22 protein-coding genes and 1 pseudogene are annotated in these 23,659 nt (G+C 35.0%); 14 read left to right on the top strand and 9 right to left on the bottom strand.

Going from position 1 to position 23,659, the window contains the following annotated elements; genetic code table 11:
• Nucleotides 1-31 precede the first annotated feature (31 nt).
• The 11 genes and pseudogenes from HHU08_RS20660 (at nucleotide 32) to HHU08_RS20615 (ending at nucleotide 10,496) form a co-directional block, all read left to right on the top strand.
• On the top strand, nucleotides 32-883 hold the full coding sequence (locus HHU08_RS20660) for a class II fructose-bisphosphate aldolase (RefSeq protein ID WP_169189187.1): 852 nt from the start codon (nucleotides 32-34) through the stop codon (nucleotides 881-883).
• A gap of 24 nt (nucleotides 884-907) precedes the next feature.
• Complete coding sequence (locus HHU08_RS20655) at nucleotides 908-1,807, top strand: ketose-bisphosphate aldolase (RefSeq protein WP_169189186.1); 900 nt, start codon at nucleotides 908-910, stop codon at nucleotides 1,805-1,807.
• Between the two features lie 269 nt (nucleotides 1,808-2,076).
• Nucleotides 2,077-2,460: a PAS domain S-box protein gene (locus HHU08_RS25195; RefSeq protein WP_016202092.1), complete on the top strand. Its 384-nt coding sequence runs from the start codon at nucleotides 2,077-2,079 to the stop codon at nucleotides 2,458-2,460.
• On the top strand, nucleotides 2,426-3,106 hold the full coding sequence (locus HHU08_RS20645) for a PilZ domain-containing protein (protein ID WP_169189185.1): 681 nt from the start codon (nucleotides 2,426-2,428) through the stop codon (nucleotides 3,104-3,106). Before HHU08_RS25195 ends, HHU08_RS20645 begins: the two co-directional genes overlap by 35 nt.
• 349 nt (nucleotides 3,107-3,455) lie before the next feature.
• On the top strand, nucleotides 3,456-3,779 hold the full coding sequence (locus HHU08_RS20640) for a PadR family transcriptional regulator (RefSeq protein WP_016202094.1): 324 nt from the start codon (nucleotides 3,456-3,458) through the stop codon (nucleotides 3,777-3,779).
• Nucleotides 3,772-4,332 (top strand): HAAS signaling domain-containing protein, encoded by a 561-nt coding sequence (locus tag HHU08_RS20635; RefSeq protein WP_169189184.1) that lies wholly within the window; start codon nucleotides 3,772-3,774, stop codon nucleotides 4,330-4,332. The genes HHU08_RS20640 and HHU08_RS20635 overlap by 8 nt, the downstream gene beginning before the upstream one ends.
• A complete protein-coding gene (locus tag HHU08_RS20630; RefSeq protein ID WP_016202096.1) occupies nucleotides 4,325-5,116 on the top strand; it encodes a DUF4097 family beta strand repeat-containing protein in 792 nt (263 codons plus the stop codon). The genes HHU08_RS20635 and HHU08_RS20630 overlap by 8 nt, the downstream gene beginning before the upstream one ends.
• Before the next feature lie 173 nt (nucleotides 5,117-5,289).
• Nucleotides 5,290-6,975, top strand: coding sequence for a methyl-accepting chemotaxis protein (locus HHU08_RS20625; protein WP_169189183.1), 1,686 nt, complete (start codon nucleotides 5,290-5,292; stop codon nucleotides 6,973-6,975).
• 473 nt (nucleotides 6,976-7,448) lie between these two features.
• On the top strand, nucleotides 7,449-8,804 hold the full coding sequence (locus HHU08_RS20620; protein WP_328823047.1) for a U32 family peptidase: 1,356 nt from the start codon (nucleotides 7,449-7,451) through the stop codon (nucleotides 8,802-8,804).
• A gap of 153 nt (nucleotides 8,805-8,957) precedes the next feature.
• Nucleotides 8,958-9,188, top strand: a complete 231-nt coding sequence (locus HHU08_RS25190; RefSeq protein WP_235678837.1) for a hypothetical protein — start codon at nucleotides 8,958-8,960, stop codon at nucleotides 9,186-9,188.
• Between the two features lie 154 nt (nucleotides 9,189-9,342).
• Nucleotides 9,343-10,496 (top strand): annotated as a pseudogene (locus HHU08_RS20615) (aspartate aminotransferase family protein).
• An 83-nt stretch (nucleotides 10,497-10,579) separates the two neighbouring features.
• Here the strand turns inward: HHU08_RS20615 and HHU08_RS20610 are convergent.
• Nucleotides 10,580-11,290 (bottom strand): GntR family transcriptional regulator, encoded by a 711-nt coding sequence (locus HHU08_RS20610; RefSeq protein WP_169189182.1) that lies wholly within the window; start codon nucleotides 11,288-11,290, stop codon nucleotides 10,580-10,582.
• A gap of 205 nt (nucleotides 11,291-11,495) precedes the next feature.
• Between HHU08_RS20610 and bglA the strand changes: the two genes are divergently transcribed.
• A complete protein-coding gene (gene bglA, locus HHU08_RS20605; protein ID WP_016202099.1) occupies nucleotides 11,496-12,935 on the top strand; it encodes a 6-phospho-beta-glucosidase BglA in 1,440 nt (479 codons plus the stop codon).
• A 404-nt stretch (nucleotides 12,936-13,339) separates the two neighbouring features.
• Here the strand turns inward: bglA and pepF are convergent, their stop codons facing one another.
• Nucleotides 13,340-15,148 (bottom strand): oligoendopeptidase F, encoded by a 1,809-nt coding sequence (gene pepF, locus HHU08_RS20600; RefSeq protein ID WP_169189181.1) that lies wholly within the window; start codon nucleotides 15,146-15,148, stop codon nucleotides 13,340-13,342.
• Between the two features lie 396 nt (nucleotides 15,149-15,544).
• On the opposite strand from pepF, the gene HHU08_RS20595 reads away from it, so the two are divergent.
• Entirely contained in the window at nucleotides 15,545-16,069 is a 525-nt protein-coding gene (locus HHU08_RS20595; RefSeq protein ID WP_205835664.1) for a VanZ family protein, read from the top strand.
• A gap of 360 nt (nucleotides 16,070-16,429) precedes the next feature.
• Here HHU08_RS20595 and HHU08_RS20590 read toward each other — a convergent pair whose 3' ends face one another.
• The 7 genes from HHU08_RS20590 to HHU08_RS20560 are packed head-to-tail and all read right to left on the bottom strand — an operon-like array spanning nucleotide 16,430 to nucleotide 22,352.
• Complete coding sequence (locus tag HHU08_RS20590; protein WP_169189179.1) at nucleotides 16,430-16,567, bottom strand: hypothetical protein; 138 nt, start codon at nucleotides 16,565-16,567, stop codon at nucleotides 16,430-16,432.
• Between the two features lie 5 nt (nucleotides 16,568-16,572).
• Nucleotides 16,573-17,223, bottom strand: a complete 651-nt coding sequence (locus tag HHU08_RS20585; protein WP_169189178.1) for a class II aldolase/adducin family protein — start codon at nucleotides 17,221-17,223, stop codon at nucleotides 16,573-16,575.
• Nucleotides 17,210-18,157 (bottom strand): 1-phosphofructokinase family hexose kinase, encoded by a 948-nt coding sequence (locus HHU08_RS20580; protein WP_169189177.1) that lies wholly within the window; start codon nucleotides 18,155-18,157, stop codon nucleotides 17,210-17,212. Before HHU08_RS20580 ends, HHU08_RS20585 begins: the two co-directional genes overlap by 14 nt.
• 15 nt (nucleotides 18,158-18,172) lie before the next feature.
• Nucleotides 18,173-19,537 (bottom strand): PTS galactitol transporter subunit IIC, encoded by a 1,365-nt coding sequence (locus HHU08_RS20575; protein WP_169189176.1) that lies wholly within the window; start codon nucleotides 19,535-19,537, stop codon nucleotides 18,173-18,175.
• 16 nt (nucleotides 19,538-19,553) lie between these two features.
• The gene (locus HHU08_RS20570) at nucleotides 19,554-19,829 is read right to left on the bottom strand and encodes a PTS sugar transporter subunit IIB (RefSeq protein ID WP_016202105.1); all 276 of its coding nucleotides are present in this window, start codon (nucleotides 19,827-19,829) and stop codon (nucleotides 19,554-19,556) included.
• A gap of 12 nt (nucleotides 19,830-19,841) precedes the next feature.
• Nucleotides 19,842-20,300, bottom strand: a complete 459-nt coding sequence (locus tag HHU08_RS20565; RefSeq protein WP_101729404.1) for a PTS sugar transporter subunit IIA — start codon at nucleotides 20,298-20,300, stop codon at nucleotides 19,842-19,844.
• A gap of 6 nt (nucleotides 20,301-20,306) precedes the next feature.
• Nucleotides 20,307-22,352 (bottom strand): BglG family transcription antiterminator, encoded by a 2,046-nt coding sequence (locus HHU08_RS20560; RefSeq protein WP_169189175.1) that lies wholly within the window; start codon nucleotides 22,350-22,352, stop codon nucleotides 20,307-20,309.
• Nucleotides 22,353-22,542: 190 nt separating this feature from the next.
• On the opposite strand from HHU08_RS20560, the gene HHU08_RS20555 reads away from it, so the two are divergent.
• On the top strand, nucleotides 22,543-23,097 hold the full coding sequence (locus HHU08_RS20555; protein WP_169189174.1) for a GNAT family N-acetyltransferase: 555 nt from the start codon (nucleotides 22,543-22,545) through the stop codon (nucleotides 23,095-23,097).
• The last annotated feature ends 562 nt before the right edge of the window (nucleotides 23,098-23,659 follow it).

Below are 23,659 nucleotides of genomic sequence, written 5' to 3'. Positions count from 1 at the left end.
GATAGAGAAGTATGAAAGGAGGAAAAAGGGAATGTATGTTTCAATGAAGGGCATGCTTGCTCGGGCCAATCAGGGAAATTACGCAGTAATGGCAATTAATTGCTTTAACTTGGAAACAGCAAAGGCGGTGATTGGAGCAGCACAAGAATTAAAAGCACCTATTATTATTGATTTATTACAAGACCATTTAATTCAGCATTTGGGAAGTAAACTGCTGACACGACCCATTATAGAAATGGCAAATGCAGCGAGTGTAGAAGTTGCCATTAATTTAGACCATGGGCAGGATATTGGGTTTGTGAAGAGATGTTTAAAAGATGGGTTTTCTAGTGTAATGATGGATGCCTCTGCTTATCCAATTGATGACAATATTAGAATAACAAAAGAAATGGTAGAGTTCGCACAAATATATGATGCAAGTGTGGAAGGAGAAATAGGCAATATTGGTTCTATTTCTAGTAATCATATGACGGATGATGAAATGTATACCAATCCTGATTTAGCGATTAAATATGCTAAAGAAACAAATGTTGATGCACTGGCTATTTCTTACGGTTCCAGTCATGGGGATTACCCAGCTGGTTATGTTCCAGCTTTCCGTTTTGATATTTTAGAAAAAATTAAAGGGGAAACTGGTATCCCTCTTGTGCTGCACGGCGGTTCCGGATGTGGGGAGGAAAACATAAAAAAATCTATTTCACTTGGTATTAATAAGATTAATGTAGGTTCTGATTTTTTTAAAGCGCAGTTAAATAGTATAAAAGAAAACTTGAATTCTAATGAACTGGATTACTTTGATATTATTCATCAAACCATCACGGCAGGGAAAGCGTTAGTTCAATATTATATTGAATTGGCAGGCTCTAAAGGAAAGTCTTTATAAATTTAAGGAAAAGAGGAGTATATTATGTTATTAAATATGAAGCAATTATTAGAAGTTGCACAAAAGCATCAATTCGCAGTAGGAGCATTTAATGTAGCGGATAGTAATTTTCTTAGAGTTGTAGTAGAAGAAGCGGAGAATAATAATTCACCAGCTATTATTGCTGTACATCCAACTGAATTAGACTTTGTAAAGGATGATTTTTTTTCCTATGTGCTATCAAGAATAAAAAATAGTCATGTTCCGTTTGTGTTGCATTTAGATCATGGTGGGAATCTGGAAGATATTATGCGAGCGATTCATGTAGGATTTAGTTCTGTAATGATCGATGGTTCATTACTCCCACTAGAAGAAAACATCCAGTTGACGAAACAAATAGTGGAAGTTAGTCATGCGCTAGGAGTATCAGTTGAAGGAGAATTAGGAACAATTGGTAATACAGGCACATCTGTTGAAGGAGGGGTATCAGAAGTAATTTATACAAGACCAGAAGATGCCCAAGAATTTGTAGAAAGAACTGGTGTCGATACGTTGGCTATTGCGATTGGAACATGTCACGGTATTTATCCAAAAGATAGGAAGCCAAAGCTTAGAATAGATATTTTAAAGGAAATTAAAGAAACGGTCGATATTCCGTTAGTATTGCATGGTGGCTCGGCTAATCCAGATCAAGAGATTGCAGAAGCTGTTCAAATTGGTATTCAAAAAGTAAATATTTCGTCGGATTATAAGTACGCTTTTTATAAAAAATGCCGTGAAATTTTGGCTGAAACTGAGCTATGGGATCCAAACGCTATTTATCCAGCGTGCATTGATGCAGCCAAAGAGATAGTAAAATATAAAATGAATTTATTTCAATCTATTGGAAAGGAAGAAATTTACAGAGCAGAAAATGTAACTGCATGGCGTAAGGAATTAGTATAAGTAGAAGAAAGAAAGAGAGGGAGGAATCCTCTCTTTTTTTTTGCATTGCTAAACTTCAAATAAATCCTTCTCATTCGTCCCCCAAAAAAATAGTTATAAAATGATAATATTTAGCTTTTTCGATCAATTTCCTTATAATATAGTTAAATAGAAGTAGGATAAAAGAAATACTTCCATATATTGCTTGGCTACAAACTGTTTGTAATTTACAAATTTTAAGCTATCTAACAATAAAGAATTGGTAATGGTGTAAGAAGAGGAGGAAAAAAGTGAGCGGGTTTAAGGATTTTATGCAGAAATTTAAAAAGGATGAAAAAAATCATCCGGATTTTACTAATTATGACCATGCATCTGCCCTTAATGCTGATACTTTTAGAGCTCTTTATGATAATCATCCAGATGCTGTATTTATGTTAGATGTTAATGGAAATGTCCTTGATTATAATAATTCAGTCAAAAGAATCTTTGGATACAATGATAAAGAGCTTTCGGAAAGTTTTCTTCCTTTTTTTGAGAAAAAAGATTTGGAGAAAAGAAAATATAATTTTGACGGTGCTCTAAAGGGGACTGCGCAAAACTATCAAGCCGTTGTATTTCAAAAAAATGGTGAACCCATCGATGTCGAAATCTTTCATTGGAAAAGAATTAAATGAACGTTCTGAAATGATTATTAAGTCCACCATATTTCTTGCAAAAGGCTTAAATATGACAGTTGTAGCAGAAGGCGTAGAGACTATGGAGCAATTAGATTTTTTACAGCGTCATAATTGTGACGTAATCCAAGGTTATCTATTTAGTAAGCCGGTTTCTGAACCGGAATTTAAGGGGTTACTTAAACAGAAAGTTCTATATCCAACTAATCCGGATGAATTGGCCAATATTAAAAATAGAAGAAAATACAATCGTCTCCATTTAACGTTTCCACTAAGTGCGCAGATGACACTAATCTCGATAAATGGACGTAAGGTTGATCTTGGGAAAACAGAAGTATTGGTTAAAGATATTGGTTTTGGAGGCATTAAAATAGTATCAACTTTAGAACTTCCAGTGAGATCTGATTTTATTTTACAGTTTGAGGCAATGATAATGAATCAACAAGTAACATTAAATGGAGTGATTGTTTGGAAGCAGGAGGATAATGATGTCTATCAATATGGAATTAATTTTGATGTGAAACCAGAAGAAAAAGAAGGTTTAATCCAATTGTTAAATAGATTTTCCAGCCAATTGCAGAAGACTCCTTTAGTTGATGGATGTCATTTTATTCAAGAAAATGAAATAACGTATTTGAAGAAATAGAGAAGGGGAGTAAAGCCTCTTTTCGAGTTCAAAAGGTAACAGAGGGGATAGTTTCTGTTACCTTATTTATTTATCTTACTTTTAATGGCAGTAAGTCCCCAGTTCAAGATGGAAACCCTCTATTAAGGTCTGATAAATGCAACTCGATCAGTGGGGATAAGGAAAAATCCCCACTGATGGAAGTTTTCTTTATTAGTAAAGTCATCATAGAAAAAAATATATTTATTTTTTAAACAGTACCTTGCAATGAATAATACTAAGATGTTATATTATTAGCAAGAAGTATTAGTTATACAACAGTACTATTTATTGTAAGGTACTGTATGATAAATATGGGTAGGTGGAAAAGGTGAATGTACAGTTTAAAAAAGGAGTATTAGAGTTGTGTGTACTTGTCCTTTTAGATAAAAAGGATCGCTATGGCTATGAACTCGTTCAAAAGATATCAAATCAAATAGAAATTTCTGAGGGGTCTGTTTATCCGCTTTTAAGAAGGTTAACAAAGGAAGAGTATTTTACAACCTACTTGCAAGAGTCTACAGAAGGTCCTTCACGTAAATACTATAAGTTAACCGGTAAAGGAAGAATGTATCTTTATGAACTTATTGCAGAGTGGAATGAATTTTCTAATGGCGTGAATCAATTAATAAAAGAAGGTGTGAATAATGACTAAAGATCAATTTTTAAAACAGTTACGAGCTGGATTACAAAAGCTTTCGATAGAAGAGCAACAGGATATATTGCATGATTATGAAGAGCATTTCTTCAATGGATTGGAAGAGGGAAAAACAGAAGCGGAAATTGCTGCTTCATTAGGTTCTCCACAACAAATCTCTAAGGAGTTAATGGCTACTTACCATCTCGAAAAGGCAGAGAATGCAATTTCAACAGGAAATGTTTTTCGAGCAATATGGGCAGTGATTGGTTTAGGATTTTTTAATATTGTCATCGTTCTTGGTCCGTTTATTGCATTAGCAGCACTTATTGTATCTGGATGGATTGTCGGAGCTTCTTTCCTTCTTTCTCCATTACTTGTCGTTGTGGATAGCATATTACAGCCAAGTGGATTTGCATATTTCCAATTGTTTATGTCCATTTTACTTGTAGGATTGGGAATTTTCATCGTGATTGCTATGTATTATATTACCAAACTTTCCATGAATGGATTCGTCAAGTACTTAAAGTTCAATGCTAAATTGGTGAAGGGTGGCTTAAAGAATGATTAATTTGAAAAAATTTATGATAATCGGAATTGTTCTAATTATAATCGGTGCGATAGGTAGTTTGCTTACATTCCGTAATCATGGAATAGACATCTCAGAGGAAAAAGTGTTTAAGCAAAGCAACATTACGACAATAGAATTAGAGTCAAATAATGCAGGAATCGAAATCATCCCAACAAAAGATACAGAAACAAAAGTGGAGTTATTTGGAAAAGGATCCAAGGAAACAATACCAAATTTCACTGCAAAGGTAGAAGGGGAAACACTTGTTGTAAAATGGGAAGAAAGACAGTTCGGTATTATTAACCTTGATTTTTCTTCGCTGACATTAAAGATTACATTGCCAGAGAAGCAATATGAGTCTATGACAATTAACAATGATAATGGAAAAGTTCATTTAGCAGATCTAAATATTAAGAAGCTAAAAGCAGAAAGTAATAACGGCCGAATCAATATCAAAAATATTCTTTCAGAAAAGGTGGAAGTAAGATCGGATAATGGCAAAGTAAACCTAGATCAAGTAAGTGGCGATATTAAAGGGAAAACCAATAATGGAAGAATTTCTCTGAAAACTGCAACTTTAGATATGCCAATACAGCTAGAAACAGATAATGGCAGCATCGAGATTGAGACAGAGAAGGAACCAACAAATGTAACATTTGATGTTCAAGTCGATAACGGTAGCGTCAATATTTTGGATAAGTATAAAGGTAGTACAGTGATTGGAAATGGAGAAAATTTAGTGAAATTGAAAACGAATAATGGAAAGATACAGGTGTTAAATTAGTTGTTCCGTTAATAAAGTTTGTAAGTAGTTCAATCTTAAGCTGCTTATAAACTTTATTTTTTTGTAGATGAAATTGGTATCGCATACAAGCTATATAAAAAATAATTGTCTCCGATATATATATGGTACATTAGAAAAAGGCAATTGCAGCAAAACGTACATAGGGGGATAAAATGAAAATAAAATATCAATTAGTTATTATCTTTTTTGTTTCAATTATTTCTATGCTAGGAATCGGCTTATACAGCAGTAATAGTATGCAATCTTTAATCAACAACAGTAAAGAATTAGAAGATGCAAAAGAAATGCAACGTTTGGTTACGCATTTACAATACCGTATTTCAGGGATTTCTAATGATGAACGTGGCTTTCTTCTTACAGGAGATAATCAATATATCAATGGAATAAATGAGAAAAAATCAGATATCAATAATACATTGAAAACAATGGAGGCCTTATCAAATTATCCAATCTATGAAGCAAACATCCAATCCTTTAATTCAAGTTTGCAATCTTATCTGACAATGAGTGATAAAGTGTCAGGACTATATGTAGAAAATCCTTCTTCTGCAGAGAATTTGCATTTTGGAGATTTGCGATCGTTACGAAAAGAAGTACTCGATCCGGCTGTTAATCAGTTGGTAGACCATATAAACAAAGATGTAGTAAAGATAGAGGAATCGAGTCAACAGAATAACGAAATAGCGAAAATAATATTAATAGTAATTATCATTATATCTATTATTATTAGTGTTGTATTAGGACTACTTTTATTAAAGGCAATCATGGGGCCATTGAATAAAATAAATAATCAATTACAAAATATTGCTTCAGGTGAAGGGGATTTAACTCAACGAGTAAAAGTAAATGGGAGAAATGAATTTAGCCATTTAGCCAATTCGTTTAACGCATTTGTTGGTTCTCTTCAAACGATGATTGGCAGTGTAGGACAAACTTCTAAAAATGTCGCGCTTGCATCTGACGAATTAGCTTCCAGTATGGAACAATCAACTGTGGCAGCAGAACAAGTTGCAGATGCTGTTCAATCCATTGCTGAAAATGGAAATAAACAAGACATAATTACACAAAATAGTTTAATAGAGGTTAATAACACCTTAGAGAATATTAAGAATGTAGCAAACACTGCTACACAAGTTGCAAACGAGTCTTTGCTTATTAAAGGAAAAGCAAAAGATGGAGAATTAGCATTAGCAGAAATGCATACACAAATGGAAGCAATTCATGCATCTGTCGATTTGGCAGGGAATGGCTTGCAATCTTTAGTTTTACGTACAAATGAAATTATTGATGTCTTAACTAGCATTGAGGATATTTCCAATCAGACTAATTTGCTGGCATTGAATGCTTCCATTGAAGCAGCAAGAGCTGGAGAACATGGAAAAGGTTTTGCTATTGTAGCTGAAGAAGTAAGAAAATTATCGGAGATGACAAGTACTTCTGTGAATCAGATTCATACTCTTATAAGCTCCATTCACGACCAATCTAATTCTACGGAAACAAATATGTCTTTAGTAAAAGATAATGTAGATTCTGGAATGAAATTATCTGATAAAACGAATGAACATATAAAAGAAATACTGAATCGCGTGGAAGCGATAGCCGATCATATTAAAAATATGGCGGACACGACACAAGAAATTACTACAGAAGTGCAAGAAGTGCAGGAATCTGTTGAAGAAATTGCTCATACTTCTCGTGAAACATTAGAAAGAACAGAAAGTGTAGCTGCAGCAACAGAAGAGCAAACTGCCTCATTCCAAGAAATTTCAAGCTCAGCAATTGCTTTATCGAAAATGTCAGATGAATTACAGGAATTAGTCTATCGATTTAAAATATGACACTATTTAATCCCTTCTTTTGAGGGGATTTTTAATTTTAATAAACTAGATTCACTTAAAACAATTTTTCTTAATATAGATAAAATGTGAACTAACTGATAATTAAATATGAGTATTTTATGACATTTGTAGTTTGTTTAAAGGCCATTCATTATAATTAACTTATAGTTTAGTAGATATAGAGGGGAAAGTAACGAAGCGGATTATTTCATTAATAATCATCTGAAATTTACAACCTTCTAAAGAAATCGGAGATGAAGATATGGCTAGGTTTTTTAATGGGAAAAAGATTGAGCTTTTAGCACCCTCTGGTACGATGGAAACTTTTAGGGAAGTTGTACAGGCGAATTGTGATGCTATTTATATTGGGGGACAAAAACTTAACATGAGGATGATTAGAAAAGGATATATTTTCTAATGAACAAATTTGTGAAGTGTTGAACATTTCTCGTGAAAAAGGCAAAAAGTTATATGTGACAGTCAATAACTTAGTATGCAATGATGAAATTAATGAAGCAGTCGAATATTTAGATTTTCTCAACAGTATTTCTGTTGACGGAATTATTGTTCAAGATACGGGAATACTCCAAATCTGTCAGGACCATCAATTTAATCAATTTGAAATTCACTCGTCTGTCATGATGAATGCACATAACCTTGAGTTTGTTAAAGCATTACAGAAATGTGGCGTTTCAAGAGTAGTGCTGCCAAGAGAAATGGACTTAAAAACAGCTAAGCTCATTCAAAACCACTTAGATATAGAAACGGAATATTTTATTCATGGTGATATGTGTACAGTGAATGGTTCTAACTGTTATTATAGTTCGTTTATATGGGGGAATAGCTCAAACTGTGGAAGATGCTTTAAGCCATGTAGATGGCCATACCGAGTGAAAAAAGACGGTTATGTTTATAAGACAGAATTTCCACTAGCTGCTAAAGATATGTATATGTATGAGCATATACCTGAATTAATTGATGCCTGTGTTACTTCCTTTAAAATAGAAGGAAGAATGAGGGAAACAGACTTTATTGTTGATTTAGTGAATACATATGGAGATGCAATTGATCGCTATTTGGATAATCCATTAGCATTCCAACGTAAACAAGGTGCCGAAGAACTATATAATAATAGAAAGCGTGATTTTACCACAGCCTATGCTTTTTCAGAGCCCGGAGTAGATTTTATTAATACTCGTTATGAAGGTACTGGGAAATTTTATTCAACTGGAAAAGTTTTTTCTACCCCAACAGAAGAGCCTAAGCTGACAGATCGGACAATTAGCAAAATGAAAGAAGAATTTAGTTCTTATAATATAGAAGCGTCTTCTTCGAAAAAGTTATCTGTGAAGGTTAATAATTTTGAGCAGGCAAAAGCCTGTGTAGAACTTGATGTGGAGCGAATCTACTTACCAAGTGAGGTTTTATTGACAGATACTCCTTTAACTAGTGAGCAGTTAAAGCAATTAGTAATCATGAAAAAAGATACAGAATTATATTTGGATTTGCCACAAATGATGGATGAATTACAATTTGACATCATCGATCAGTATTTAGATAAACATGGTATATACTTTGATGGATTATTGGTTTCCAATTTAGGTGCAATTGCAAAATACGGAACGGATTATAAGGTTATTACAGATTATAATATAAATATTTTTAATGCAAAAGCAATGGAATTTTATGAAAAGCTTGGAGCGAGCGAATTTACAGCTTCTATAGAAATGAAATCAGATCAGTTAGCGAATTTCATAAGTACTGCCAATATGCAGGTTGAGTTAATTGTACATGGCCCTTTAAGAGTGATGTATTTGAATCATAATTAATATAAAAATACAGATTATTTCTCTCCTGAGGAAAAAGAAGATAATTTCTATGTAGATAATCAAATTCTAACGCTATGTACAGATAAAGGAGAAAATCCTGTTTATATTGATCAAAATCGCAAAAATCATTTGTATACATCAAAAGAATTTTGTATGCTACCAATCTTAGAGCATCTTCAATTTGGGGAAAAGCTACGCTATCGGATTGAAGGGCAGACTTATACAACAGAAGAGCTAAAAACTATTATTAAAGTATATCAAGAGGCTCTTGCTTACCCTGCAAGTTGTCAGGAACTATTTGCTTCTATAGCATCTGTAAGAGCAGGGTATACTGCTGGGTGCTTAAGTTATAAGAGCACAAAGCAAACTTCTGTATTGCAATAAATAGGATTGTGAGATAGATCACATTTAAAATAGTAAGGAGAGAGTATGATGAGTTTTATTGGACCAGCGAGTATACTCGCTAAAAGAGCAGAATATTTTTTGCCCAGCAACAGGTCATTTTTACAAAAATCCTCCCCAGATTGTAAAAGGATATATGCAATACCTATTTGATGAGCAGAATAAAAGGTACACGGATTTTTATGCAGGGGTTTCCTTAGTAAACTGCGGACATTCCAATCCAGAAATTGCAAAGAAAACGAACGAACAAGTAAATGATCTCCAGCATACGACCACCCTGTATTTAACTCAGCCGATGGTCGAACTTGCAGAAAAGCTCGCCCAAATCTTACCGGGAGATATAACAAGAACTTTTTTTTGTGTAACGGGCTCCGAAGCGAATGAAGGTGCCATGGCATTAGCTAGACTGTTCACGAAAAAACAAGGTTTTATTGCATTAAAAGGGGGCTCCATGGAAGAACGCATTTAACTTTAAGTGTGACTGGAATTCCAATGTGGCGCTTAGACAATCAATTAGTGGAAGAGCATATTTATTTTATTGATCGCCCTCATTCTGTAGAAATCAGTACGCAAGAAGCAATGACGCAGTCTTTAAAGCAGCTGGAAATGATTCTAAATAAGCATGGAGACAACATTGCTGCGATGATTGTGGAGCCTATTCAAGGCAATGGTGGCATTATTATGTACCCAGAAGAATATTTAAAAAAGGTGCAAGAGCTGTTAGCTGCTTATCAAGTGCTGCTTATTGTTGATGAAGTACAGACTGGCTATGGAAGAACGGGGAAAATGTTTGCGGTCGAACATTATGGGGTTGTTCCAGATATTATTGTGACAGCAAAGGCTTTAGGAAATGGCATCCCAATTTCCACTTTCTCGACTCGAAGTGAAATTGCAGAGGCATTTACAAAACCATCAGCTTCCACTTTTGGTGGTAATCCAGTGGCAGCACAAACAGCTTTAAATGTTCTTCAATATATGGAAAAAAACAATTTAGTCAAACAAGCACAGGAATTAGGTGATTATTTAAAGAAAAAATTACAACAAATAGATTCCCCGTTCATTCAAGAAATAAGGGGGACAGGGTTAATGATAGGAGTACAAATTCAGTCTCCCGATCCATTAATTACATCAGCAGAACGAACAGATGAAATTTTAGAAAAGGTAAAAGATGTTGGATATTTAATTGGAAATAATGGGCTAAATAGAGATGTGTTAGCTCTTCAACCACCATTAGTCATAACGAAAGAGGACATTGACAGTTTCCTAGCATGCTTAGAAAAAGTGTTGTAGACAATATAAATAAAAAAGAGGGATTGCTTTTCTGCAGTCCCTCACTTGTGAGCTTGAAAATACAGGCTGTTAGTTAAAAATTGTTAAAAGAAAAGGCTATTCGCCTGAATAAAAAACTGGGATTGTTGGTAGTTATACGTTACTTTTGAAAAGTCAAAGGGCTGTCCATTTGTTAAATGAAAGAGGCTTTCTACTAATAATTTAGGGGAATTCTTTTCCAATCCTAAGTAGCTTGCTTCTTCCTCATTTAACTTATCTACAAGTAAATAAACATCAGAAAAACCAACCTTTAATCCTAAAGCCTCTGTTATATAATGAAAGATAGATTCTGAAACGATTTCTTTATTTAGATAAGTAATGATCGCTTTATTATAATAGGATTCCTCTAAACAAAGGGTTTGCCCATTTATATAGCGAATTCTTTTCACATAATAAACATCTTCGTTTAGGTCCATATTTAAATGGAGAGCGACTTCTTCTGACGGTTTTCTTACATCTAACTCGATAATTTTCGAAGTAAGTATATAATCCTCTAAATCTTTTTTAAATCCTTGATTAGACAGTAAACTAATATACCCTTTTCTTTTTTGTCTTCTTACAAAAATACCGCTTCCTCTTACTTGAAAAATAATTCCCTTTTTTTCTAGAAGCTCTAAGGTTTTCGTAATGGTGCTTTTACTTACACGGTACTGCTTCATTAATGACTCGATAACAGGCAGCTTACTTCCTTGTTTAAGTTCGTTTTCTTCAATATATTTTTCTATTTCTCCTGCGATTTGCTGGTACTTTAACATATTCATTCCTCGACAATCTAAATGTTATAGCTCGATTATAGCATATAGGATAAAAAATTTAATCTTAATTAGTTGCGCATAAAATAATTATATTGTATTTTTACAATTATACCGGTACAATTGTAAAAAGAATAATGTTTATTATTAATAATCGTGGAGATAACAAAATAAATAGGATTACGCTAGATGAGAAGGAGGAAGAAATGTGACTAAAATGCCGAAAGATTTTTTATGGGGTGGAGCGTTAGCGGCACATCAATTTGAAGGTGGATGGAACCAAGGAGAAAAAGGACCAAGTGTTGTAGACGTTATGACAGCAGGTGCCCATGGAGTGCCAAGGAAAATAACAGATACAATGGAAGAAAATCAATTCTATCCGAATCATGAGGCGATAGATTTCTATCATCGCTACAAAGAAGATATTGCCTTGTTTGCAGAAATGGGATTAAAGTGTTTACGAACTTCAATTGGATGGAGCAGAATTTTTCCAAAAGGAGATGAACTAGAACCAAACGAAGAAGGCTTACGCTTCTATGATCAAGTGTTTGATGAGTTGTTAAAGTATGGAATCCAGCCTGTTATTACCTTATCTCATTTTGAAATGCCACTACATCTTGCAAGGGAATACGGTGGCTTCAGAAATAGGAAAGTGGTTGATTGTTTCGTACGATTTGCAGAAGCATGTTTCTTGCGCTACAAAGATAAAGTGAAATATTGGATGACCTTTAATGAAATTAATAATCAAATGGATGTATCAAATCCGTTATTCCTATGGACGAATTCTGGCGTAACTGTAAAAGAAGGAGAAAATGCCAAAGAAGTAATGTATCAAACTGCACATCATGAATTAGTAGCTAGTGCGTTGGCTGTGTCAATTGGGAAAAAAATAAATCCTGATTTCCAAATTGGTGCAATGGTTTCTCATATCCCTATTTATCCTTATTCTTCTAATCCAGAAGATGTTATGTTAGCAGAAGAAGAAATGAGACAAAGATATTTCTTCCCAGATGTACAAGTTCGAGGCGCTTATCCTAACTATGCATTAAAGGAATTTGAGCGAGAAGGATATTCTATTAAAATCGAGCTAGGAGATGAAGAAATTTTACGAAATGGGACGGTTGACTATTTAGGGTTTAGCTATTATATGTCTACTACAGTAAAGAGTGATGTGAAAAATGACAATGCAGGAGATATCGTAAATGGTGCCTTACCAAATGCGGTAGAAAATCCGTATATTAAAGCGAGTGATTGGGGTTGGTCGATTGATCCAACAGGTCTTCGCTATGTGCTAAATCGCTTGTACGATCGCTATCAAATTCCGTTATTTATTGTAGAAAATGGATTTGGCGCAATTGATACGATTGAAGTAGATGGCTCTATCCATGACAAAGAAAGAATAGAATACTTAAAGGCACATATTGAAGCTTTAGAAAAGGCAGTAACTTACGATGGGGTAGATTTGATTGGATACACGCCATGGGGAATTATTGATATTGTGTCCTTTACAACAGGCGAAATGAAAAAGCGTTATGGCATGATTTATGTGGATCGGGATAATGAAGGAAAAGGATCAATGAATCGTTCAAAAAAAGACTCCTTTTATTGGTATAAAGAAGTTATCCAATCAAACGGGGAAAAATTATAAAGATTGCAAAAGAGGTTGGGACATAACTAAATAGATACGCTGTAAAGACGAACAATCTCTTATTTAGCTAGTAAATAGCGGCTGCTTTCGCATACTTTTTACAAGAGGAAATATAATTATTGGGGAAAACAGAGCAGCCGGAATACACGAAGACGCCACGGGGATTAGCGAGACAGCCTGAGACCCTGCAGGCGACGCCGAAGCGGCTCAGCGCGAGCCCCACGGAAAGCGAAGTGTATTCCGGCTGCGGGGAATCGCACTAAACTTCATGGAAACATCCTTTAAAAACCAAATAAAAAACCAAACAATTATACGGAACTTTGATTAGCACCTTCGTATAATTGTTCGGAATTATCCTTGGCTGGAATACTTATATCCCAGCCCCTTTTCGGTTTCTTATTTTTTTAATAACTTGCCTCAAGTTCATCTATTAAACTACCAACATAAGCAACGGCTTTTTGGATTGGTTCAGGTGTTGACATATCCACATTCGCTAATTTCATTAGATCAAATGGTTTTAACGTGCCTCCAGCTTTTAGAACCTTTAGCCAGCGGTCAACTGCAGGCTGTCCTTCTTCCTCGATCATTTGAGATACGGCAGTAGAAGCTGTAAGTCCTGCGGAGTAAGTATATGGGTAAAGTCCCATATAATAATGTGGTTGCCGCATCCATGTTAGGCCGGCTGCTTCATCAATTTCCACACTATCCCCCCAAAATGACTTTAAGACATCCACATTTTGTTCACATAATATCTTAGCTGTGATTGGAGTTCCTTGTTCTGCTAAGTCATAAATTTTTCTTTGTAAGGCTCCTTCTAAAATATGGGTAACGAAATTATGATAATACGTTCCTAAAGATTGAAGAATGACCCATCTTCTTATTTGATCGTTTGTCGATTTTTTAATAATATACTTGCTTAAAAGCATTTCATTCATAGTTGATGGTGCTTCGATAAAGTAGCGAGATGGTCGTGTGTTTGAAATAATTTGATTTCTGCCAGCCAGAGCAAAATGTCCAGCATGTCCAAGTTCGTGTGCCAGTGTAAACGTATTGCGCATAGAGTTATGCCATGTCATTAAAATATAGGGATGTGCTCCATAAGGGCTGGAGCAGAAGGCACCTGATCGTTTCCCATGGTTATCTGCTAAGTCTACCCAACGATCTTTTAAGCCTTTTTCCATGATTTCCATATATTCTGGTCCCATCACATCAAGTGCCTCTAAAATAAGCTTAGATGCTTCTTCATAGGTGATTTCGGGATCATAGGTAGTATCGAGTGGTGCCTTTAAATCACAATAATGGATTTTTTCTAAACCTAATATCCGTTCTTTTAACTTAGCGTATCTACGCATATGTGGTGCCAATTCTGTGAGGATGGTATCCAGCTGGTTATGATACATTTCTTTCGTTACTTGTTGTTCTTGTAATAGCATATCTGTTACAGATTCATAGTTTCGTAGACGTGATTCGATTACTTGTTTTTTTACCTCTGTTCCATAGATAGCCGCATATGTATTTTTATAGCGATCAAGCCCTTCTGAAAAGGTAGCATATGCTTTTCTTCTTAGTTCTTTATCGGAGGATTCTTCGTATTTTTCAAAGGAATTGAAAGTTAATGGATATTCTGATCCGTCATTTGTTACAAAGGAGGAAAATTCCATATCCGAAGTTTTGCTTCTTTGATAAATCATATAAGGAGAATGATGGATTTCCCCAAAGGCAGCTAATACTTCCTCGGTTTCTGGTGTTAACATATGGGGTTTTAATTCCATTAAGTCTGTTAGTGTTTTGGAAAAAACTTGTAGCTCTTTTTCATCCTGTATGTATGTAGTTAGTTTTTCGTTTGAGAGAGCAAGAATTTCCGAATCAATAAAGGAAAGACTAGAGCTTACTTTTGCATAGAGGGAAGAAACAATCGCATCGTTCTCTTGATTAACAGGATTAGATCCATCTGTAGACTGATTAAGGTTTGCGTAGGTGAGAGCCCTTGCTAATCTTTCGCTTAGTGCATCTCGTGCTTTCAGACAATCCAATAATGTTTTTGCATCCTGGCCCAATTTTCCTTTATATTGAGTGACAGTAGGAATGTCTTCTTCAATGGATAGTAATTCTACTTTCCACAATTCTTCACTTTCGAATAAATCTCTTAAATCCCAGGTGTGCTCTACAGGAACCTCTGAACGGTAAAGTGTTTTTTCCATCTCTTTATTCATTATCATTCTCCTCTGCTAGTAATTTATCCCACTCTTAACGGACAGTAAGACTCAACCGTAAGCTTATGAGAATACGTGGAAGAGAGGTGGGATATCAACTGCCCGTAAAGGTCCGATTGGTTCACTAACCATCAGTGAGAGAAGAAGAAAAACCCCACTGATGGAAGTTCCATTTTATTTCGTTTTTCGAAACGATTAATTTGATTATACAATAAACGAATGAAAAGTGGGAATAGTTTGTTTATTTTCTCTGGTGTAAAGATAAAAAAACTACGCTTCCTCCCATAAATAATTGTATAATGAATAAAAACCGCTCACCAATTCACTAAATTTTACATTTTGAGGTAAAAGGATAATTTGCTGAAATTGGAATAAACAAAAAGGAATGAATGGAAATTGCCCTTGAAATTCTCCCGTAAAAAAAGATTTTATTTATTATTTTTTATCTGTATTACCTCCATGTTTATTATCTTTCTCTTCTCCCATATGCCATATGAGGAACAAGATATAAAGCCATTCTTAAGAGATAAAATAGACCTTGCAAATGTTCCTATCCCCTCCATTACCTTTGAGTACGATGGACAGGTTATTTCCTCAGATTCTGATCCTTACGGTTTTATCGAATTTTTGTTTCGGAAAGCAGGGCATGTACTTGGCTATTGCCTCCTAACTCTTCTGCTTTTTCTCACCATTATGCAAACAAAGCTTAAACGAGCATGGGTATATATACTAAGCGGTGCTCTTGCAATATTTTACGCTTTAACAGACGAATGGCACCAAAGCTTTGTCCCCGGAAGAACAGGACATTGGCAAGATGCTATTATTATTGATGGAATCGGTGTAATATTAGGGTTACTTATAGGTTATATAGGAACCTTCCTTTTTAAAAAGAGAGAAACAAAGAGGATGGGACCTAACTAAATAGATACTCTGTAAAGACGAACAATATCTAATTTAGCTAGTAAATAGCGGCTACTTTCGCATCCTTTTTACAAGAGGAATATAATTATTGGGAAAAACAGAGCAGCCGGAATACACGAAGACGCCACGGGGATTAGCGAGACAGCCTGAGACCCTGCAGGCGAAGCTGAAGCGGCTCAGCGCGAGCCCCATGGAAAGCGAAGTGTATTCCGGCTGCGGGTAATCGCACTAAACTTCATGGAAACATCCTTTAAAAAACGAATAAAAAACCAAACAATTATACGGAACTTTGATTAGCACCTTCGTATAATTGTTTGGAATTATCCTTGGCTGGAATACTTATATCCCAGCCTTGTTCACTTATACCTTCTTATACTGTCGATAGGCAAGTACAGCTGTGATTAAGGCAATGGTTGATATCGTTATGGATGAATAAAAGTAACCTAATACAAGTAACCCTGCACTAATAAATATCCATATTTGGACGATCGCTTTCATTGTCTTTACTCCTCTAGATTAAATTGATATTCTTTGTTCTCATCCATTTTTTTTATGTTTAGTGCATCAAAAATGAGTGCTTTTGCAGCGACATATGCGTTATACTCAACGCGCTCTAGCATGTCGTATGCTTTTCGTAAGGTCTTATCAAGTACCAAAATTCCATGTTTATTTAACAGCATTGTTTTCGGTATTGCTTCTTCTTTTAAACTGGCAACATACTCTTTCACTATTAGCGCTAACTCCATGGATGTCGCTGGAGCGAAAGGGAGGACTGGGATTTGGCCAAGCTTTTGAGTGGCTTCTGTTAAATTAGGAAGATCCATTCCAATCGTCGCAAAAACCATTGATTCTTTTGGATGAGCATGAAGAACACAGCCAATGTCACTTCGCTCCCGGTAGCAAGCCATATGCATATTAATCTCCCTCGTTATTTTGCCATCTCCTTCGATTTTTTGCTCTTGCATATCGACGACTAAAATTTCTTCTGGGTTTAAGTCACAGTGCTTAGCTTGTGACATTAATGTAGGGGTCATAATAATATGATTTTCATTCATTCGAACACTAACGTTTCCACCAGCTGCATTTGTTTCAAATCGATCAAACATTGTTTTGACAACTTTACATAAATCTTCTCGCTCTTTACGATACAACATCCTCATCGCTCCCTAATTTTTTTATCGAAATTCTATTAAAATAACTTTCTGCTTCCTTTATGTCAAAATCAGTAGAATTGTGCTTGGTAACCTTTGAGGCTGAACAGCCTGTCGCATATTTCATGATAGTCTTCAGATCTTTTCCTTGAACGAATTGAGCGATAAATGATCCTACGAATACATCACCAGCACCTGTATCATTTCGTTCTTTGACAGTTGGAGAAGTAACTTGGTAAAGGTTATCCTTGTGTGCGACATAACTGCCATCCTTGCCTAAGCTAACGACGACATAATCAATCTTAATTGCAAGTTCTTTTATTTTTTGAATAAGTGTAGTCTGGTTATTTTGAAAAAGTACTTCCACTTCGTATTGGTTCGGTTTAATAAAATTTATGCCCATATCTACAACGGCAGCAAGAGCTTCTCCTGACAAGTCACAGGCGATAAAACATTTCTTGTTCTTAATGGTATTAATAATTTCCAGCAATTGTGCTATAGTGTAATTAGGCGGCATAGAGCCGGCAATAACAACAATATCTTTTTCTGTTAAAAACTGATGGAGAAAATCAATTAGTTTAGAATGGTTTTCTTTCGAAACGTGGAAGCCATTTTCTGTTATCATCAAACTCCCTGCATTGGTGTCGTCCATTACAACTATGCATTCTCTCGTTGAAGCGCCATCTTCAACGAGAAGGTGATGACAGATATTCTTCTTAGCCAAAATACTCTCCATTAATGGTCGATTTGTTTCTCCGATGTAACCGAGTGCTTTATTTTCCATATTGAATTTTGTTAATACATTGGAGACGTGCAACCCTTTTCCGCCTAAATCGTATTCTACTTGATGAGCTCGATTCGTTCGTTTTTTTGTTAGTGTTCCTTTTACTTTTATGAGCCGATCGATTGCCGGATTAAGAGTTATAGTGTAAATCATCTTTTCACCCTCTTTTTAGGCAGCAGAATTTTGTTCTTCTTCCTTCTCAAATTTCTCTGTTCGTTTTTTCATCATTTTATAGTAAGCGACAAATAAAGCGAGCCATACTGCTACCATAATAATTCCGATAATATTTCCCTCCGATGTACTTGCAAAAATATAGCGGAACACTGGGTATTCAAGTGTACTCCAGGAAATTAATTGTCCATCTTGAACGGTAACTGCACCTGTATCGTTCGCTAATTTTGTAATAGTGGAAGCAAAGCCAGTAGCAACATATAAGAATACTGGGGTTGTAATTACACCCAGAAGGAGCATGCGAAGCAAGTTGCCTCCTGTAATAATTAAAGCTGGTACTGCTAAGGAAATATTGATAATTCCTGCGAATGGAAGGATATTATTTCCTGGTAGAATAATTGCATAAATTAAGGTGATTGGGACCATCAAAATCATTGCTACCCAAGCTTCATTACTACCAGCTAAAATAGGCCAATCTAGTCCAATAAATAATTCACGGTTTTCAAATTTACGCTTCATAAAATCAGAAATAGCTTCAGACAACGGAGATAAAGCTTGCATAAACAATTTTGCTACCATTGGGAATAAAGTTAAAGCTGCGGCTGCCTGTACGGCGAGCATTAATATGTCTTGGAGTGAATAACCTGCAAAGATGCCCAGTAGCCCTCCAATAATAAAACCCATGACATGATTTTCTGCAAAGATTCCAAGTTTATCTTTTAATGTATCAGCATCAACATGTTTATCTAAGAAAGGTATTTTACTTAATAGCCAATTGAAAGGAAGAAGGAAAACGGCAAATATCATCATGCTATGAGAACAGGTAATACCTGGAATACCAGTGATTTTTTCTATCTGTTTTTGGTTTACGTCGGCTAACAGCAATTCAACGACCATTTGAATGGCAGCAACGATAAAAGCTAAAACAATACTTCCGCTAACTCCTATAATTAAGACAGCTGTCAAAATCTTGCCCCAAACATTCCATAAATCAACATTTAATGTTTTCGTTTTATTAAGCACCAGTAAGATAGCGTTTACAAGCATTTGCAAGGGAAACATTAAGAATGCTAAAGGCCAAGCCCATGCAAGAGTAGCCATGGAAGTCCAACCACCATCTATTATGTTTAATTGAATTCCCGTTTTTTCTACAAGAGACTGTGCAGCAGGTGTTAGTGCATCAAGCATAAATCCTATTACAATCCCCATTCCGATGAATGCAACCCCTAAGATAATCCCAGAACTTAAGGCTTCACGGAATTTCATTCTTGCGATGATCCCGACGATAATCATTAGTAAAGGAACGAATACTGCTGCTCCAAAATCTAAAATATATTGAAAGAAACTTTGAATTACATCCATTTCTTTTCACCTCATATTATTTTAATAGAGAGATTAACTTTTCTGTTTCTTCTTGTAATCCCATCCCAGTTAGAAAGGCAATTCCATTTAATGTCGGAATATCATATTGTTTTTTTGCTTTCGTGATGGCAATATAGACATCACTTGATTTAACATGTAAATCTAAAGATTTAATATCGACTGCTTCAACATTTGCGCGAACTCCGTTTTTCTCTAAGATTTTTTTAACCTTAGAAACTACTGTTTGGCTAGTTGCAACTCCTGAACCACAAGCTACGATTACTTTTTTCATTTTGATTCCTCCTTAAAGAGATGTTTGTAAAAACGTAAATAAATCTCTTCCTTCATATTTTTTCAGTTTTTCAACAAATGGAGGCATATTAAAGCGTTCCATTAAAGTCTGAAGTAGTGAAATATGGCCATTTGGATCGGTAATGCCGAGGATAAAGAAACAATCAATATCAATAATATGATCATCTGTCCCCATATGAACAAAAGGAAGTTTATATTTATTTTTGACAACAGCAACAAAAGGTTGTTTGATATGCACAGAGTCTGTATGGGGAATGGCAACATTAAATTCTTCCAAAGCTAATCCTGTTGGGTATTCCTTTTCTCGATCAATTACTGCTTGGATAAAAGTCGACTTTACATAATCAAGTGCAAGAAGTTGATTACCGATGAAGTAAAAGAGCTCTTGGGACGTCTTTGCCTCTATGTTTGTAAAAATTAGCTCTTCTTTAATTAGGCCAGTTTTAAGCATATAATTTCACCTCCTTTCAGTAGCAGAATTTAAGCAATTCAGTATTTCGTCTGGCTGCGTTGCTTTGTAAAGAATTTCTGCCCTGTGTTCATCTAAAAATAATTCATTCAGTGCTAGTAGTGTAGGGACATGATGGTTGTTATCTTCAGGTGCTATTACTACAATCATTTTCGCAAGTTCTCCATCTGGCATATAGATAGGGTGTTTACATACTAGGAGACTAAAGTCTTCTTTTAATACGCCCTCAGAAGGTTTGGCATGGGGGAGATAGACAGATGGACCAATCATCATTCGACTACTGTCATTTTCAAATAGCTCGATGACTTTTTCTCCATAGCGTTCTGTTATTGAGCCCCGTTTTTGCATAGGTTCTAAGGCTATATTTAATGCGGATTTCCAGTCCATTTCCGTTTGAGTAAACAGAATGTTTTCAGGATAAAAAGTAAATAATTGCTCTGTATCGTTTACATGTTTCTCTATAACTGGTTCTGCCATTGTTTCTTGATAAAAATCTACTATTTTATTAGAAACTTTTTCATAATCATCGGTATTTAAATATTTTTTTATATGGTGAACTAACTCTTTAGCCTTTTTGTTTATATCCTTTTCAATTGATGTTCTTATTTGTTTTTTCAGTGCAAGGCGGTCTTCTTTGTTTAAGACTGGGTTTACAATCACTAGTTTTTTTGTTGTATTTAAGGGAACGGTAGCAAAGATGAAATCTACCTCATCTTCATAATTTTTAAAATTTCTTTCTGCAAAAGCGCCAAGAAATCGGAAGGTGGGAAACATGCCCTTTAAAGTCTCTAATAGAAATTTAGAGACAGATGTCCCGTTGCGGCATACTACCATTGCAGAAAAAACGTATTCTCTATCATCTTGTGTTTTATAGAGCCACGCTTGTATATGCATCGCAAGATAGACGATTTCTTCTTTGGAAAAAGGTTTTCCAGCAAAATTTTCGAGCGGGTACACCGATTTGGAAATAACAGCGAAAAGGGAAGAATATTCTTCAATAAATTGTTCAATAATAGCATTTTGAATATTTAATCGCATCCAAGATCGATAGATAGCTGGTCTTAAATGGACAAGTAACTTTTCCTTCATTTCTTTTTTTCGGATAAGGTCAATTGCTAAATTTTGTTCTACTACATCTAGAAACTCATCTATAGCAAATTGTAAATCTTCTCCTCGAGACAAATCCAAAGCTGATTCCAACATATTAGAGGATAAAACTTGAAGGGCCAGATAAAGCTTATCCTTCTCAGATAAGTCTGTTAAGTCCCAGAATATATTTTTTAATATTTCTAATTCATTGGTATTCTCTAAATCAAATCTTTTAATTTCTGAAAACCATTCCCGATTATAGGCCTTCATTCTTTTTATCAAGAGGGTTAGTATAATGGGAAGGTGTTCAATTTGTTCATCCGTGAATGAAATTTTAAGTGCTTTTTCGACTTTCAATAGTCTTTGTTCTAATAAGAAAAGCTCATTTCGAACAATAAATTTCTTTTTTTCTAACAGTGGAATAGCAAAATCATGAAGTAGTAGTGTCTTTAATTCAGTAACTAATAATTTGCGAAGGTTATATTCTGTACCGATAATTTTATATCCCTTTGTTCTTGAATATTCAACTTGTACGGAATAACCTTTTACTCGTTCCTTGATTATTTTGATATCATTCAATAACGTATTCTTACTAACGTCAACGAAATCAGCTAAGCCTTGCAGCGAATAATAAGATGAACTTGTAAGCAATAATAAAATAATTAAACTCATCCTTACTTCTGGTGATAAATAATCTAGATTGATAAATTTTGATGATTTAAGAATGTGATAAAGATATTCTCTTGTTTTATCTTCTAATTTAACACGACCATCGTAGTCAATCGAAATGGGTGGTATTTTATTCGTCCTCAAATATTTATTAATAAAATGAATTTGTTCTTTAGGTGATATTTTCTTATCAGGAACATCTCCTTCAATCCGCGTTAAAGAAGTAGATTGGTTGACTAAAAGATGAAAAATAATTTCATTTAATTCACTCTTCAATGTTTTCACCTCCATATCTATCTGTTATATTACTTGTATTACGCTACCGTTAATTTCATTATACACAATAAAAATTCCCTGGAAGATTAGTTAATCACAATCATGTAAATGCTTACATTTTGCTGATTGTGTTTTAAGTAAGCATGGACTACAGAGGGACGGTTTTAAAAAGAGAGGAGAGTTAAAGATATTGTATCAAGATAAAGAATTGACATTAAGACCGATTATGGAAGAGGATCTTTATCGTCTTTGGACGCTGGCGTTTAAAGAGGAAGCCCCAGAATGGAAAAAGTGGGATGCTCCGTACTATCCTTATAAACCAATAAGTTATGAAGATTTTTTAACAAAAAAAGAACAATATGTAGATAGAGATGATCGCTGGTCAATTATTGTAAATGAAAAGTTGATTGGTATCATCGGTTATTATTGGGAACATGAACCATCAAGATGGTTAGAGATGGGAATTGTTATTTATGATCCAAATTATTGGAGCGGTGGATATGGAACAAGAGTGATAAAGATTTGGATGGACCATCTATTTAAAGCATTGCCCTTAGTTCGAGTTGGATATACAACATGGTCAGGGAATGAGCGAATGATAAAGGTCGGAGAAAAGCTTGGAATGACGATGGAAGGGCGGATGAGAAAGTGCCGTTACTATAATGGAGTATACTATGACTCCATTCGAATGGGAATATTAAGAGAGGAATGGGAAGCTTTAAGAGCAGGAAGCAAATCAATTTAATGGAAACGAGAATGTTTAATAATCAAACAGAACTGCTAGCGATCATTTTATCTATATGTGCTTTCTAGCATAGTTAGGCAAAAGTTGCATAAAGTTATGTCCTAATATTCATTCTTTTCTATGCAGGCAAGGAGTATAATGGAAGAAAAGCTGAAGAGCAAGCTGTATATGTAGTAAATGTCAAATGGAATCAAGTAAGCGTGAAAAATGAATGAATGGAGTGAGGTCCATGAAGAAAAAGGTTGAATACGTATTCTTCTGCCAGCATTGTGGATTGCCTCAACGTATTCCAGCGTTTGTGCTAAAAACGTATTTATGTGATGACATGGTAAAACAATACTATTGCAACAATTGCAGCCGAGAAAATCTAATTCCTCCATATATAAAAAAGCTGAAAACAGAACTTTAATGGATGATGTAATCATATCTAGAAGAGGCTGGGACATAAGTATTCCAGCCAAGGATAATTCCGAACAATTATACGAAGATGCTAATGAATGTTCCGTATAATTGTTCGGGCTTTTATTTGTTTTTCAAAGGATGTTTCCATGAAGTTTGGTGC

Source organism: Niallia alba, from assembly GCF_012933555.1.
Taxonomy (GTDB): Bacteria; Bacillota; Bacilli; order Bacillales; family Cytobacillaceae; genus Niallia; species Niallia alba.
This window is presented reverse-complemented; position numbering and strand designations above follow the sequence as displayed.

Coding starts and splice junctions, on each gene's coding strand:
- HHU08_RS20645 (WP_169189185.1), top strand. CDS start 2,426: ATGTCGAAATCTTTCATTGGAAAAGAATTAAATGAACGTTCTGAAATG.
- HHU08_RS20625 (WP_169189183.1), top strand. CDS start 5,290: ATGAAAATAAAATATCAATTAGTTATTATCTTTTTTGTTTCAATTATT.
- HHU08_RS20630 (WP_016202096.1), top strand. CDS start 4,325: ATGATTAATTTGAAAAAATTTATGATAATCGGAATTGTTCTAATTATA.
- HHU08_RS20610 (WP_169189182.1), bottom strand. CDS start 11,290: ATGTTAAAGTACCAGCAAATCGCAGGAGAAATAGAAAAATATATTGAA.
- HHU08_RS25190 (WP_235678837.1), top strand. CDS start 8,958: ATGCTACCAATCTTAGAGCATCTTCAATTTGGGGAAAAGCTACGCTAT.
- HHU08_RS20590 (WP_169189179.1), bottom strand. CDS start 16,567: ATGAAAGCGATCGTCCAAATATGGATATTTATTAGTGCAGGGTTACTT.
- pepF (WP_169189181.1), bottom strand. CDS start 15,148: ATGAATAAAGAGATGGAAAAAACACTTTACCGTTCAGAGGTTCCTGTA.
- HHU08_RS20570 (WP_016202105.1), bottom strand. CDS start 19,829: ATGAAAAAAGTAATCGTAGCTTGTGGTTCAGGAGTTGCAACTAGCCAA.
- HHU08_RS20585 (WP_169189178.1), bottom strand. CDS start 17,223: ATGTTGTATCGTAAAGAGCGAGAAGATTTATGTAAAGTTGTCAAAACA.
- HHU08_RS20660 (WP_169189187.1), top strand. CDS start 32: ATGTATGTTTCAATGAAGGGCATGCTTGCTCGGGCCAATCAGGGAAAT.
- HHU08_RS20635 (WP_169189184.1), top strand. CDS start 3,772: ATGACTAAAGATCAATTTTTAAAACAGTTACGAGCTGGATTACAAAAG.
- HHU08_RS20575 (WP_169189176.1), bottom strand. CDS start 19,537: ATGGATGTAATTCAAAGTTTCTTTCAATATATTTTAGATTTTGGAGCA.
- HHU08_RS20580 (WP_169189177.1), bottom strand. CDS start 18,157: ATGATTTACACTATAACTCTTAATCCGGCAATCGATCGGCTCATAAAA.
- HHU08_RS20655 (WP_169189186.1), top strand. CDS start 908: ATGTTATTAAATATGAAGCAATTATTAGAAGTTGCACAAAAGCATCAA.
- HHU08_RS20565 (WP_101729404.1), bottom strand. CDS start 20,300: ATGCTTAAAACTGGCCTAATTAAAGAAGAGCTAATTTTTACAAACATA.